A 12,868-nucleotide genomic window follows, 5' to 3' on the forward strand; every position below is an offset into this window, starting at 1 on the left:
GCCTGGCGGGCTGATTGTCGGGTTTGACGGTCGGTGTCGGGTGGTCGGGGCCACCCCGGCCGCGGAATCGGCGGCCGGCCGGGGTCGTTATACCTGGCAGACCACCGCGACTCTCGGGTCGTGAGGCGCGGCAGCCGCCGGGAACACCCGCCAGGCCGCCCCGGTTACACCCCCCGCAGACGGCCGAGCACCACAACCGGCCGACGGGCAGGCGGAATGACCCGCCACCGCGAACGGTTACACCCTGTCCCGACGCCGACCCCCTCGTTGCGGGTCGCCGGGCACAAGCTTTCCCGCACGGTCGCGCCACCCCCCTGTTGAGTGCCGTGCGGGCACACCCCCGATGCAGAGGAGCACGCCATCATGCGTACCGATCTGATCCGTAAGACCGCCCTCACCGCCGCCGGCCTCGCCTTCACCGGCGGCGCCATCGCCGGCCCCGTCACCACCGCGTTCGCCGCACCCACCAGCGGCAAGCCGGCCACGCAGACCCAGACCGACCGCAAGGGCCACGGCGAGCGGGAACTCGGCGTGCGCTACGAAGCCCAGCCGAACTTCTACTACTGCGGGCCCGCCGCGACCCGTAACGCCCTGAGTGTGCAGGGCAAGAACATCAACGTCGACGACATGGCCAAGGAAATGGGCACCACCGAAGCCGGCACCAACTCCATCAACGACATCACCCCCGTCCTGAACAAGGAAACCGGCAAGGCTGACGCCTACCGGTCGGTGGAGATCAGCACCCCCGACGCCGACGCCACGCAGACCGACACCCTGCGCGCCGACATCGTCAAGACCGTCGACGACGGCCGCGCCGTGGTCGCGAACATCGCCGGCACCAGCACCGACACCGACGGTGTCACCCACTCCTACGAGGGCGGGCACTACATCAGCGTCGTCGGCTACCACGACAACGGCGACACGGTGAAGATCGCCGACTCCGCCGACCCGAACACCGCCTCCTACTGGATCAGCGTCGAGCACCTCGCCGACTGGATCGCCACCCGCGGCTACGCCACCAGCTGACCCACACCACCCGCACACACCGAAGGGCCGGACCCCACCACGGGGCCCGGCCCTTCGGCATGACCGGGTCGTTGTCCACCCGCCCTCGGCAAGCCACCCACCGGACCACCCCACGGACTGCGTCACGGGTCCTTTGGAGCTGATGTCGTAGACGAATCAGGGGCATGGCCGAGCGAGTCGAGCTGGTGATTCGTTCACGACATCAGCTCGATAGGACGCCACACTCATCTGCCCAGCCTCTGCGGGGAGCGTTGAGTGCCCAGCCTCTGCCCAGAGTGTCGAGGAAAGACCGAGCGCCGCGGCCCGAGGGCTCGGGGGTGACCGGAGCGCCGGCACGGACTTCGCTTCGAGCCCGCGTTCCGGAGGGACGGTCGCCGGGGCGCCTCCACCCGACCGGCCAGGGGCTCAGCCGCCGGAGTCGTCCATCTCGGCGCCCTCGGGGACCGTGTCGTCGTCCCGGCTGGCCAGCCAGCCCTCCGGCAGGAAGACCTTGCCGGGTGAGTTGGTACGCCCGCGCGGCTGCCCGAGGGCGGCCATCGGGAACGGCTCCGCCGGGTCGAGCTTGCCGAGCAGGTCGTCGAGCTGGGCCAGACTTTCGATCATCGCCAGTGAGCGCCGCAGCTCGCCGCCGACCGGGAAGCCCTTGAGGTACCAGGCGACGTGCTTGCGGAAGTCGGTGCAGCCGTCCCGTTCACCTCGGGCCGGGTTGCGGGCGCCGGCTGAGAACTGGTCGACAAGCAGCTCGGCGTGCCGGCGCATGGTCACCGCCACCTCGCCGAGGGTGGGCAGCCGCCGCTCCGTTCGACCGTTGAAGGCGGCCTCCAGGTCGGCGAAGAGCCACGGTCGGCCCAGGCAGCCGCGCCCGATGACCACACCGTCGACGCCGGTGTGGGCCACCATGCGCAGTGCGTCGTCGGCCTCCCAGATGTCGCCGTTGCCGAGCACCGGCACGTCGAGGGCCTGCTTCAGGGTGGCGATCGCGTCCCAGTCGGCGGTGCCCGAGTAGCGCTGCGCCGCCGTGCGCCCGTGCAGGGCCACCGCGGCCACGCCGGCCTCCTGGGCGGCGAGCCCGGCTTCGACGTACGTCAGGTGGTCGTCGTCTATGCCCTTGCGCATCTTGACGGTGACCGGCACCCCGGCCGGTGACGCGGCGGCCACCGCGGCCCGCACGAGTCGCGCGAAGAGCCGCCGCCGCCACGGCAGCGCCGCGCCGCCGCCACGTCGGGTGACCTTGGGGACCGGGCAGCCGAAGTTGAGGTCGATGTGATCGGCCAGGTTGCGCTCGACGACGATCCGCACGGCGGCGGCGGTGATCTCCGGATCGGTGCCGTAGAGCTGGAGACTGCGGGGCTTCTCGTCGTCGCCGAACGCGATCATGCGCAGCGTCTTCGGGTTGCGCTCGACCAGCGCGCGCGTGGTGATCATCTCGCAGACGTAGATGCCGCCACCCTGCTCGCGGCAGAGCCGACGGAACCCGATGTTGGTGATCCCGGCCATCGGCGCGAGCACCACCGGCGGCCACACCTGGTGCTGGCCGAGAGTCAACGGGCGCAGCGCGGGCACGGTCGAGGCAGTCACCGGACAAGTGTACGGGGCCCCGACCGGCGCTTATCGCGTCGGCCGAGGCCCCGTGCGCAGAGTCTCAGCAGCCGGGGAGACGCTCGATCAGGTAGCGCTCGACCTGGTCCAGGGAGACCCGCTCCTGGGCCATGGTGTCCCGGTTGCGCACGGTCACCGCGTTGTCGTCAAGCGTGTCGAAGTCGACTGTGACGCAGAACGGGGTGCCGATCTCGTCCTGCCGGCGGTAGCGACGCCCGATCGCCTGGGAGTCGTCGAACTCCACCACCCAGCGCTTGCGCAGCAGCGTCGCGAGGTCCTTGGCCTTGGGCGACAGCGCCTCGTTGCGGGACAGCGGCAGCACCGCCACCTTGACCGGGGCGAGCCGCGGGTCGAACCGCATCACCGTGCGCTTGTCCACGCCGCCCTTGGTGTTCGGCGCCTCGTCCTCGTCGTACGCCTCCAACAGGAAGGCGAGCACCGCGCGGGTCAGACCCGCGGCCGGCTCGATGACGTACGGCATCCAGCGCTCACTCTTGCTCTGGTCGAAGTACGACAGGTCGACGCCGGAGTGCTTGCTGTGCGTGGAGAGGTCGAAGTCGGTGCGGTTGGCGACACCCTCAAGCTCGGCGAACTCGGTGCCACCGAACTGGAAGCGGTACTCGATGTCCACAGTCCGCTTCGAGTAGTGCGACAGCTTCTCCTTGGGGTGCTCGAACAGACGCAGATTGTCCGCCGCGAGGCCGAGGTCGAGGTACCAGTTCCAGCGCTCCTGGAGCCAGTACTCGTGCCACTGCTCGTCGGTGCCCGGCTCGACGAAGAACTCCATCTCCATCTGCTCGAACTCGCGGGTCCGGAAGATGAAGTTGCCCGGGGTGATCTCGTTGCGGAACGACTTACCGGTCTGCGCGATGCCGAACGGGGGCTTCTTGCGGGCGACCGTCTCGACGTTCTTGTAATTGACGAAGATGCCCTGCGCGGTCTCCGGGCGCAGGTAGTGCAGCCCCTCGTCGCTCTCCACCGGGCCCAGGTAGGTCTTCATCAGGCCGTTGAACATCTTCGGCTCGGTGAAGGTGCCCTTGTTGCCGCAGTTGGGGCAGTTCAGCTCGGCCAGCGAGGTGAGCGGCTTGCCGTGCTTCTCGGCGTACGCCTCTTCCAGGTGGTCGGCCCGGAACCGCTTGTGACAGAACTGGCACTCGGTGAGCGGGTCGACGAACTCGGCGATGTGGCCGGACGCCTCCCACACCTTGCGGGACAGGATCACCGCGGAGTCCAGGCCGACGACGTCGTCGCGCTGCTGGACCATTGTCTTCCACCACTGCCGGCGGACGTTCTCCTTGAGCTCCACGCCGAGCGGGCCGTAGTCCCACGCCGATCGGGTGCCCCCGTAGATCTCACTGGAGGGGAAGACGAAGCCTCGGCGCTTGGCGAGGCTGACGACGGCGTCGATACGGTCGGCTGGCATGTTTCCTCCTACGCCGGCTGGCGGTCGGCGGGGGCGAGATGTGGATGGAACGGTCGGTTCGGGACAACGGTACGACCACCGTCCCCCCGAGCCCAGCAGAATACCGGGGACGGGTCAGCTGACCTCGCAGACCTCCACGCCGCCGGTCTGCCCGTCCTGCCCGAGGCTGACCTGTTGCCGATCCCGGTCGCCGCCGTCGAGGGTCACGTCGACCGGCACGGTCAGGTAGGTGGTGTCCACCTCACCCACCCGAAACGCTGTCACCTGCGGTTCGGCGGCAGCGCGCCGCTCGAACTCCGGTCGGGACTCACGCCGCTGCGCGTCGTCGCAGAGCTGGTCGTACGCCCGCCCGTAGTTTCGCTCGACCAGCGCCTGGTAGTAGTCGCCGGTCACGGTGCGGGCCTGTTCCCGGATCGCCTGGACTCCGCTGACGGCCAGGCCGACGACGGCGGCGCCACCCCCGCCGCAGCAGAGCACCACGGCGAGCGCGCCGACGCCGAGGCCGATCCAGAGCCGAGTCCGGCGGCCCTCGGTGGGCGGCGCGGCGAACGGCGGAGCCACCCCGGGACCGGGTGGCGGGGCGGGTGCGGTCATAGGAGCAGCGTAGTGTCCGCCGGCTCAGCGGTAAGGACCCGCAGCCCGATCACTGTCGGCGACGACCACGGCCCCACCGGGGGCGGCGGTGGCCAGCGCCTCGTAGGCGGAGGGCTCGTCGACGGACTCGGCGAGCAGCGGCACGGCGCTGACCTTGACCTCGAAGGCGCCCAGCGCCCGCCGGTACGTGCCGACCGACTCCCATTCGGTGACCAGTGACCAGTGCCGGGGGTCGTCCAGCGCCCGGACCAGTTGACCGCGCAGGTAACCGGGCCGGGCGGCCAGCGCGGTGAGGGCGGCGTGCGCCCGTTCGGTGAAGCCGTCGGCGGCATCGACGTCGACCACGAACCGGTTGGTCACCAGCACCGGGGGTTCCTCCTCGTAGAGTCTGTGGGATGCAGCGTACGCAGCGCCCTCTGCTCGCCCGGTTGGCCGGGGCGAACCCGACGTCGGTGTTCCTGCTCACCCTGGTGGTGGTGCTGGTGGCGTTCTTCACGCCCGGGGTGATCGGCGGGCTGCTCACGCTCGCGCTCGCCGGGGTCCTGATCGCCCTGTTGGCGACGACCTGGGCGATTCAGGCGCCGCAGACCCGGCTGATCCGACTGGTGATGCTCACCCTGCTGGTGGCTGTGGGTCTCGCGAAGCTCCTCTGACATGCAATCATGCGTTTTTGACAATCATTATCGTTGCCACGGACAGTTGACGACATGACCAACCGCGCCACGTACCGTGTCCTGGCCGCCGCGACCGCCCTCCTCGCCCTGGGCGCCGGGGCCGGCTGCTCCACCGGCGCCGGCGCCGGCGCCGACCCCCAGCGAGTCGACGTGGTGGCCGCGTTCTATCCCCTCCAGTTCCTGGCCGAACGGATCGGCGGCGACGCGGTCCGGGTGACCAACCTGGCCAAGCCCGGCGCCGAGCCGCACGACCTGGAACTCAACCCGAGCCAGGTCGGTGAGGTCAGCGACGCGGAGCTGATCGTCTACCTCAAGGGATTCCAGCCGGCGGTGGACGACGCAGTGGCCCAGAACGGCGGCGACCGGGCGTTCGACGTGACCAGCGTGCAGCCGCTGTTGGACGCGTCCGCCGGCGGGCACGACCACGAGGGCGAGGAAGGGCACGCCGAGGAGAGCGGCGGCAAGGACCCGCACGTCTGGCTCGACCCGACCCGGCTGGCCGGCATCGGCGACCAGCTCGCCCAGCGGCTCGGCAAGGCCGACCCGGACCACGCCGCCGACTACACCTCCCGGGCGGCCGCCCTGCGCGCCGACCTGACGACCCTGGACGGCGAGTTCAAGCACGGTCTGGCGACCTGCCAGCGGCGGGAGATCGTGACCAGCCACGCGGCGTTCGGCTACCTCGCCGACCGATACCAGCTCGACCAGGTCGGCATCACCGGGCTGAGCCCGGACGTCGAGCCCTCGCCGCAGCGCCTCGCGCACGTGATCGAGGAGGCGAAGGAGCACCAGGCCACCACGATCTTCTTCGAGACACTGGTCAGCCCGAAGGTGGCCGAGACCATCGCCGGTCAGGTCGGCGCGAAGACCGCTGTGCTCGACCCGATCGAAGGGCTCGCCGCCGGCAGCGACGGGGACTACCTTTCGGTGATGCGCACCAACCTGCGGACCCTGCAGACGGCCCTGAGCTGCTCGTGACCTCACCTGTCATCACCGTCGAGCACGGGGTGGTCGGCTACGACGGCCGCCCCGTGCTCCGGGACATCTCGCTCACCGTGACCGCCGGCGAGGTGGTCGCGATCCTCGGCGCCAACGGCTCGGGCAAGTCCACACTGATCCGCGCCGTGCTCGGGCTGGTCCCGATCAGCGCCGGCTCGGTCACCCTCTTCGACCGGCCGTTGCGCCGGTTCCGGCAGTGGGCCCGCATCGGGTACGTCCCGCAGCGCCTGGGCGCCGGCGGCGGCGTACCGGCCACCGTCCGCGAGGTGGTGGCCTCCGGCCGACTGGCCCGTCGGGGGGTGCTGCGTCCGCCGGGTCGAGCCGACCGGTCCGCCGTCGACGCCGCGTTGGGCGCTGTCGGGCTCGCCGACCGGGCCGGTGACCCCGTGTCCACGCTCTCCGGCGGCCAGCAGCAGCGCACCCTGATCGCCCGCGCCCTGGCCGGCCAGCCGGAGCTGCTGGTTCTCGACGAGCCCACCGCCGGGGTGGACGCGGCCAGCCAGGAGGCGTTCGCCGGCGCGCTGCGCGACTTCGTCGGCGACGGCGGAACGGTGCTTCTCGTCGCCCACGAGCTGGGCCCGCTGCGACCGGTGATCAGCCGGGCCGTCGTCGTCCACGAGGGCCGCATCGCCCACGACGGCGCGGTGCCGGACCCGGCCGGCCACCACGCGGAGCCCGACCACGACCACGTGCACCCGCACTGCTACGACGAGCCCGCCGGGCTGTGGAGCAACTGACCCATGGAACTCTTCCAGTACCCCTACATGCAGCGCGCCCTGATCGGCGCGCTGGTGATCGGCCTGGCCGCTCCGGCGCTCGGCATCTACCTGGTGCAGCGTCGGCTGGCGCTGATCGGTGATGGTGTGGGGCACGTGGCGCTGACCGGCGTCGGGGCGGGGTTGCTGCTCAACCGCTCACCGGTGCTGGTCGCGGTGATCGCCGCCACCATCGGCGCGATCGCCATCGAGATCGTCCGGGCCCGTGGGCGTACCTCCGGTGACCTGGCTCTGGCCCTGCTCTTCTACGGCGGCATCGCGGGGGGCGTACTCCTGGTTGGCCTCTCCGACGCGACCAGCGCGAACCTCAACGCCTACCTGTTCGGGTCGCTGACCACCATCTCGCCCGCCGACCTGACCACCATCGGGGTGCTCGGCGCGGCGATCCTGGTCACGATGATCGCGTTGCGGCCGGCGCTCTTCGCGGTCAGTCACGACGAGGAGTACGCCCGGGTCTCCGGCCTGCCGGTCCGCACGCTGAACCTGTTGATCGCTGTCGCCACAGCAGTCACAGTGACCATCGCCATGCGGGCCGTGGGCGTGCTGCTGATCAGCGCGTTGATGGTGGTGCCGGTCGCGACCGCGCAGCAGGTCACCAGGGGCTTCCGCAGCACGATGGCCGCCGCGATGGCGCTCGGGCTCTTCGCCGCCGGGTCGGGTGTCTGGGTGGCGGCCACGGCGGACACCGCGCCGGGCGCCTCGGTGGTGCTGGTGGCGATCGCGTCGTTCCTGGTGGTGGCCGTGGCCGGTGCTGTCTGGCGGGCCGTGCGCCGCCGGACGACGCCGACCGCCGCACCGACACCGGAACCTCACGAGGTCGTGCTGAGCTGAGCCTGGTCAGCGCGACCTCGGTGGTATTGGTTACCGTTGCAGGATGACCGGCGCGACGGGCTACGACGGGTTCGACGGGGCCAGCGAGCTGCTCCGCGCCCTGTCCGCTCCCATTCGGCTGGCCATCGTCAGTGAACTGGCCGGCGGCGAGCGGTGTGTGCACGAGTTGGTGGAGAAGCTCGGCGCGGCGCAACCACTGGTCTCCCAACACCTGCGGGTGTTGCGCGGAGCGGGCGTGGTGCGCGGCTCCCGCCGAGGCCGGGAGATCGCCTACAGCCTGGTCGACGAGCACGTCGCGCACATCGTGGCGGACGCGGTAAGCCACGCCGGGGAGGGATCATGAGCGAGAGTAGCGCCGCGGTGCGCAACACCCGGCAGCGTTCGGCGGTGAGCGCGCTGCTGGGCGAGATGGAGGGCTTCCACAGCGCCCAGGACCTGCACGCGATGCTGCGGCAGCGCGGCGAACGGGTCGGTTTGACCACCGTCTACCGCACCCTCCAGGGGCTCGCCGACGCCGGTGAGATCGACGTGATGCGTCCGCCGGGCGGCGAGCACCTCTACCGTCGGTGCAGCGAGGGGCATCACCATCACCTGGTCTGCCGGGTGTGCGGGCGTACGGTCGAGGTGGCCGGCCCGGCCGTGGAGAGCTGGGCCGATCGGGTCGCCGCACAGCACGGCTACGCCGACGTCAGCCACACCCTGGAGATCTTCGGCACCTGCCCCACCTGCGTCCGCTGACCCGGCGAGCCAGGCATTGAGAATTGGGCGCCTGCCGTAGGAGCGGCACTCGTACTCTCGCTGGGTGAGCGGGAGCAATGACTACGTAAGGCTGCGAGAGACTTTCAACGAGGACGCTGAACGGTATGACCGTGCGCGGCCGCGGTACCCGGCACAGATGTTCGATGATCTCGCTGCGGCCGGCGTAGCGCCCGGTGCAAGGGTGTTGGAGATCGGCTGTGGCACTGGGCAGGCGACCGTGCCGCTGGCGGAACGGGGCTACCGGATCGTGGCCGTCGAGTTGGGCGCAGACATGGCTGCTGTGGCTCGGCGAAACCTTGCCAGCTCCGACTCGGTGGAGGTGGTGACGGCAGCGTTCGAGGAGTGGTCCTTGCCTGCGGAACCGTTCGACGTGGTCCTCTCCGCGACGGCGTTCCACTGGATCGATCCGGCCGTGCGGGTGTCGAAGTCTGCTGACGCCTTGCGTCTCGGTGGTCTGCTGGCCACCGTGGGAACCCACCACATCGCCGGTGGCACCTGGACCGAGGCGTTCTTCGTCGAGATTCAGAAGCTTTACGAACGCTTCGATCCGTCGACCCCATTGGGCCTGCGTCTTGAAGGTGCTCAAGACATTCCGGAGGACGATCGGGAGCTGACCTCGTCGGAGCGGTTCGGGCCTGCGAGCTTCTACCGATACGAGTGGGAGTTGCCGTACTCGACAGCGGACTACCTGGATCTGCTGTTGACCTACTCCGGCCACCGTGCCTTGCCGGACGTGCAGCAGAGCGCATTGCTGAACTCCATCGCGCGGCTCATCGACGTCAACTACGGGGGCCAAGTCGTCAAGCGCTACCTGACTGAACTGAGGCTCGCCGAACGTGTCCGGTGAATCGCTTCTATCGGTATCTGTCGGCACCCTTGCAGGTAGCCGCATCGTTCACGTCGAATCCGGCGGCTGATCCGACGGGTGCCCCGCCGCGTCCGTTCGTGGCACGCTGGCCGACGTGAAAATCTATGCCGATCGGTTCCCGACCGCCGCCCGTCAGTTGCTCACCGACCTGCTCGTCGTCGCCTGGGTGTACGTGGCGATCCGCGGCGCGCTGTGGCTGCACGACCTGGTGCAGAAGCTCGCCGTGCCGGGGCAGAAGTTGGAGGGCGCCGGCAGCGGGCTCGCCGACAACCTCGCCGACGCGGGCGGCAAGGTTCGCCGCGTCCCGCTGGTCGGCGACGAGCTGACCGCACCCTTCCAGCGGGCCGCCGACGCGGCCCGGGGGCTCGCCGACGCCGGCCGCGACCAGCAGCACCTGGTCGACCAGCTCGCCCTCGCCCTCGCCATCGCGGTCCTGATCTTCCCGCTCGGCATCGTGCTGTTCGGCTGGCTGCCGCTGCGGGTCCGCTGGATGCGCCGGGCCGGATCGGCGACGAAGCTGGCCGCCGGGCCGGCCGGCCGGGACCTGCTCGCCCTGCGCGCGCTGGCCACCCAGCCACTGGGCAAACTGACCCGGATCGGTCCGGACGTCGCCGAGGCGTGGCGGCGAGGCGACGACGCGACAGTCGATGCCCTGGCCGCCTTGGAGCTGCGCCAACTAGGCCTCCGCGCCCGGGGCCGCTAAGGTCGCGCCCGTCGCGCCCCGTCGCGCCCCGTCGCGCCCCGTCGCGCCCCGTCGCGCCCCGTCGCGCCCCGTCGCGCCCCGTCGCGCCCGTCGCGCCCCGACGCTCCCCGTCGCGCCCCGTCGCGCCCCGTCGCGCCGATCTTGCAGTTTCGGTTGCCGACATGGGTGGAATGCCCCTTATGTCGGGACAGCAAGTGCAAGATCGCGGAGCAGGCAGAGGTCAGGCCGGCCGGGCGCAGGCTCAGCTCGACGAGGGTGTCGTTAAAGTCGTCGGGTGTTCTACTTCCTCGTCGTCATCGCCGTCCTGCTGCTCGGCTACGCCGCAGTCCTGGTCTACTTCCTCCGCCGGGGCAAGAAGATCCCACCCGCGGCGTACCTGGCCCTGGCCGGGCTCAACGGTCTGATCCTGGCGGGAGTGCTGGCCTGGGCGGTCTCCCGCTGACCGTGCACCGCCGGCCCGCACCGCTGACCGATGCCGGCGACCAGCCCTCGTGGCGACCAGCCCGCACGGCGGCAGGCTGCCCTGCGCGGTTCACGGCTTTGGGGGGATGCGGCGGCGGACGTCCTCGGAGGTGGACGGGCCGGGCGACCAGCCGGCCACCCAGGGCAGCTCCTCGGACGGGGTGAGCACGCCCTCCTCCAGGCCCGCGTAGCGGCCGGCGAGGATGCGCTTCGCGGCGGCGGTGTCGACCGAGTCGGTGTTGTCCCAGAGTGCGGCGAACAGGGCATCCACCCGCACCCGCGCCTGCCGGCAGAACAGGTCGGCCAGTTCGACGTTCTCCGGGCGGCTGTCCCGTTCGGCGCTGGCCCGGACGCAGACCGCGGACATCGCGAACAACTCGGCGCCGATGTCCACCACCCGACCGAGGAACGCCTGCTTACGCTCCATTTTTCCCTGCCAGCGGGACATCGCGTAGAACGTCGACCGGGCCAGCTTGCGCGACGAACGCTCCACCTGACGCAGGTGCGCGGCGAGCGGGCCGAACTCGGCGTACGCCGAAGGGCTCTGCCCCCGACCGACGGCGAGGGTGGGCAGCCACTTCGCGTAGAAGGCGCCCGCTCGCGCGCCGGCTCGGGCCTTGCGGCCCAACCCCGCGTCCGGGTCGATGATGTCGCCGGCCACCGACAGGTGGGCGTCGACGGCCTCCCGCGCGATCAGCAGGTGCATGATCTCGGTGGAGCCCTCGAAGATCCGGTTGATCCGCAGGTCACGCAGCATCTGCTCGACGGCGGCCGGGCGTTCACCCCGGGCGGCCAGTGAGTCGGCCGTCTCGTAGCCGCGCCCGCCCCGGATCTGGATCAGCTCGTCGGCGATCTTCCAGGCCATCTCGCTGGCGTACAGCTTGACCAGTGCCGCCTCGATCCGGATGTCGTTGCGGTCGTCGTCGGCGAGCAGGCAGCAGAGGTCGAGCATGGTCTCCATGCCGTACGTGGTGGCGGCGATGAAGGAGAGCTTCTGCGCGACAGCCTCGTGTTCGCCCACCGGCCGTCCCCACTGGACCCGGTCGGCGGCCCACCCCCGGGCCACGTTCAACGCCCACTTGCCGGCGCCCACGCACATGGCCGGCAGTGAGAGTCGACCGGTGTTCAGAGTGGTCAGGGCGATCTTCAGCCCCTTGCCCTCGCCGCCGATGACGTTCTCGGCGGGGACGATCACGTCGTGGAACCGGGTCAGGCTGTTCTCCAGGCCGCGCAGGCCGATGAACTCGTTGCGCCGCTCGACGGTGATGCCGGGGCTGTCGCCGTCCACCACGAACGCGGTGATCCCGCCCCGACGTCCCTCCGTGGCCGGCACCCGGGCCATCACCACCAGCAGGGTGGCCACGATGCCGTTGGTGGCCCAGAGCTTCACCCCGTTGAGCCGGTAACCGGTGCCGTCCTCGGTCGGCTCCGCGATGGTGGCCAGCCGGGCCGGGTCGGAGCCGACGTCCGGCTCGGTGAGCAGGAAGGCGGACACCTCGCCGGCGGCGAGCCGGGGCAGGAAGCGTTGCTTCTGCTCGGCGGTGCCGAACATCTTCAGTGGCTGCGGCACCCCGATCGACTGGTGCGCCGAGAGCAGCGCGCCGATGGCCGGGCTGACCGAGCCGGCCAGCATGAGCGCCCGGCAGTAGTGCAGGTTGCTCAGCCCGAGCCCGCCGTACTTCCGGTCGATCTTCATGCCGAACGCGCCGAGGTCGGCCAGGCCGTGGAACACCGAGTCGGGTATCGACGCGTCCCGCTCGATGGCCTCACCATCCACCTCGGAGGCCAGGAAGGCGCGGAACCGACCAAGGAACTCCTCCGCGCGAGCCACGTCGTCCGGATCGGATCGGGGCCACGGGTCGATCAGGTCGAGCCGGAACCGGCCGAGGAACAGCTCCTTGCCGAAGCTGGGTCGGTCCCAGGTGGACTCCCGGGCGGCCTCGGCGACCTGCCGGGCCTCCTTCTCGGTGACCTGCCCGGCTTCCGCGGGCAGCGGCGCGGCCGCACCGGCTGTGGTTTCGGAGTCGGGGCCTTCCGGTGCCGGTCGGCCATCCTGCGTCGTGGTCACGGCTGCCCCCTCGAAGCTCGGTGCGGCTGCGTCGACGTGCGCGACTACCGCCACGCTACCCCTGGTTGTTACCCAGGGGTAGCGCT

15 protein-coding genes are annotated in these 12,868 nt (G+C 70.7%); 10 read left to right on the forward strand and 5 right to left on the reverse strand.

Going from position 1 to position 12,868, the window contains the following annotated elements; translation table 11 throughout:
* Positions 1-363 precede the first annotated feature (363 nt).
* Complete coding sequence (locus tag OHB44_RS26825; RefSeq protein ID WP_330438580.1) at positions 364-1,026, forward strand: C39 family peptidase; 663 nt, start codon at positions 364-366, stop codon at positions 1,024-1,026.
* Between the two features lie 405 nt (positions 1,027-1,431).
* Here OHB44_RS26825 and dusB read toward each other — a convergent pair whose 3' ends face one another.
* From dusB to OHB44_RS26845, 4 genes are all read right to left on the reverse strand, one after another.
* Complete coding sequence (gene dusB / locus OHB44_RS26830) at positions 1,432-2,604, reverse strand: tRNA dihydrouridine synthase DusB (RefSeq protein WP_330438581.1); 1,173 nt, start codon at positions 2,602-2,604, stop codon at positions 1,432-1,434.
* Between the two features lie 64 nt (positions 2,605-2,668).
* Positions 2,669-4,048: a glycine--tRNA ligase gene (locus OHB44_RS26835; protein WP_238687313.1), complete on the reverse strand. Its 1,380-nt coding sequence runs from the start codon at positions 4,046-4,048 to the stop codon at positions 2,669-2,671.
* Positions 4,049-4,162: 114 nt separating this feature from the next.
* A complete protein-coding gene (locus tag OHB44_RS26840) occupies positions 4,163-4,642 on the reverse strand; it encodes a hypothetical protein (protein ID WP_266304700.1) in 480 nt (159 codons plus the stop codon).
* Between the two features lie 24 nt (positions 4,643-4,666).
* The gene (locus OHB44_RS26845) at positions 4,667-5,008 is read right to left on the reverse strand and encodes an antibiotic biosynthesis monooxygenase family protein (RefSeq protein WP_112642190.1); all 342 of its coding nucleotides are present in this window, start codon (positions 5,006-5,008) and stop codon (positions 4,667-4,669) included.
* Between the two features lie 29 nt (positions 5,009-5,037).
* Between OHB44_RS26845 and OHB44_RS26850 the strand changes: the two genes are divergently transcribed.
* From OHB44_RS26850 to OHB44_RS26890, 9 genes are all read left to right on the forward strand, one after another.
* On the forward strand, positions 5,038-5,295 hold the full coding sequence (locus OHB44_RS26850) for a hypothetical protein (RefSeq protein ID WP_266304699.1): 258 nt from the start codon (positions 5,038-5,040) through the stop codon (positions 5,293-5,295).
* A 54-nt stretch (positions 5,296-5,349) separates the two neighbouring features.
* Positions 5,350-6,294, forward strand: a complete 945-nt coding sequence (locus OHB44_RS26855; RefSeq protein ID WP_266304698.1) for a metal ABC transporter substrate-binding protein — start codon at positions 5,350-5,352, stop codon at positions 6,292-6,294.
* Positions 6,291-7,052, forward strand: coding sequence for a metal ABC transporter ATP-binding protein (locus OHB44_RS26860; RefSeq protein WP_091409689.1), 762 nt, complete (start codon positions 6,291-6,293; stop codon positions 7,050-7,052). Before OHB44_RS26855 ends, OHB44_RS26860 begins: the two co-directional genes overlap by 4 nt.
* A gap of 3 nt (positions 7,053-7,055) precedes the next feature.
* Positions 7,056-7,922, forward strand: coding sequence for a metal ABC transporter permease (locus OHB44_RS26865; protein WP_330438582.1), 867 nt, complete (start codon positions 7,056-7,058; stop codon positions 7,920-7,922).
* A 43-nt stretch (positions 7,923-7,965) separates the two neighbouring features.
* The gene (locus OHB44_RS26870) at positions 7,966-8,265 is read left to right on the forward strand and encodes an ArsR/SmtB family transcription factor (protein WP_330438583.1); all 300 of its coding nucleotides are present in this window, start codon (positions 7,966-7,968) and stop codon (positions 8,263-8,265) included.
* On the forward strand, positions 8,262-8,660 hold the full coding sequence (locus OHB44_RS26875) for a Fur family transcriptional regulator (protein ID WP_145792480.1): 399 nt from the start codon (positions 8,262-8,264) through the stop codon (positions 8,658-8,660). Before OHB44_RS26870 ends, OHB44_RS26875 begins: the two co-directional genes overlap by 4 nt.
* Before the next feature lie 64 nt (positions 8,661-8,724).
* The gene (locus OHB44_RS26880) at positions 8,725-9,528 is read left to right on the forward strand and encodes a class I SAM-dependent methyltransferase (protein ID WP_330438584.1); all 804 of its coding nucleotides are present in this window, start codon (positions 8,725-8,727) and stop codon (positions 9,526-9,528) included.
* A 115-nt stretch (positions 9,529-9,643) separates the two neighbouring features.
* Entirely contained in the window at positions 9,644-10,252 is a 609-nt protein-coding gene (locus tag OHB44_RS26885; protein ID WP_266304695.1) for a hypothetical protein, read from the forward strand.
* Positions 10,253-10,526: 274 nt separating this feature from the next.
* Positions 10,527-10,694, forward strand: coding sequence for a hypothetical protein (locus tag OHB44_RS26890; RefSeq protein ID WP_266304694.1), 168 nt, complete (start codon positions 10,527-10,529; stop codon positions 10,692-10,694).
* A 90-nt stretch (positions 10,695-10,784) separates the two neighbouring features.
* Here the strand turns inward: OHB44_RS26890 and OHB44_RS26895 are convergent, their stop codons facing one another.
* Positions 10,785-12,782 (reverse strand): acyl-CoA dehydrogenase family protein, encoded by a 1,998-nt coding sequence (locus OHB44_RS26895; protein ID WP_330438585.1) that lies wholly within the window; start codon positions 12,780-12,782, stop codon positions 10,785-10,787.
* Between the last annotated feature and the right edge of the window lie 86 nt (positions 12,783-12,868).

The sequence above is a fragment of the Micromonospora sp. NBC_00821 genome (assembly GCF_036347035.1).
Lineage (GTDB): Bacteria > Actinomycetota > Actinomycetes > Mycobacteriales > Micromonosporaceae > Micromonospora > Micromonospora hortensis.

Bases quoted from the DNA above. Each gene is read 5' to 3' on its own strand.
- OHB44_RS26825 (WP_330438580.1), top strand. From the start codon at position 364: ATGCGTACCGATCTGATCCGTAAGACCGCCCTCACCGCCGCCGGCCTC.
- OHB44_RS26835 (WP_238687313.1), bottom strand. From the start codon at position 4,048: ATGCCAGCCGACCGTATCGACGCCGTCGTCAGCCTCGCCAAGCGCCGA.
- OHB44_RS26840 (WP_266304700.1), bottom strand. From the start codon at position 4,642: ATGACCGCACCCGCCCCGCCACCCGGTCCCGGGGTGGCTCCGCCGTTC.
- OHB44_RS26850 (WP_266304699.1), top strand. From the start codon at position 5,038: ATGCAGCGTACGCAGCGCCCTCTGCTCGCCCGGTTGGCCGGGGCGAAC.
- OHB44_RS26855 (WP_266304698.1), top strand. From the start codon at position 5,350: ATGACCAACCGCGCCACGTACCGTGTCCTGGCCGCCGCGACCGCCCTC.
- OHB44_RS26865 (WP_330438582.1), top strand. From the start codon at position 7,056: ATGGAACTCTTCCAGTACCCCTACATGCAGCGCGCCCTGATCGGCGCG.
- OHB44_RS26870 (WP_330438583.1), top strand. From the start codon at position 7,966: ATGACCGGCGCGACGGGCTACGACGGGTTCGACGGGGCCAGCGAGCTG.
- OHB44_RS26875 (WP_145792480.1), top strand. From the start codon at position 8,262: ATGAGCGAGAGTAGCGCCGCGGTGCGCAACACCCGGCAGCGTTCGGCG.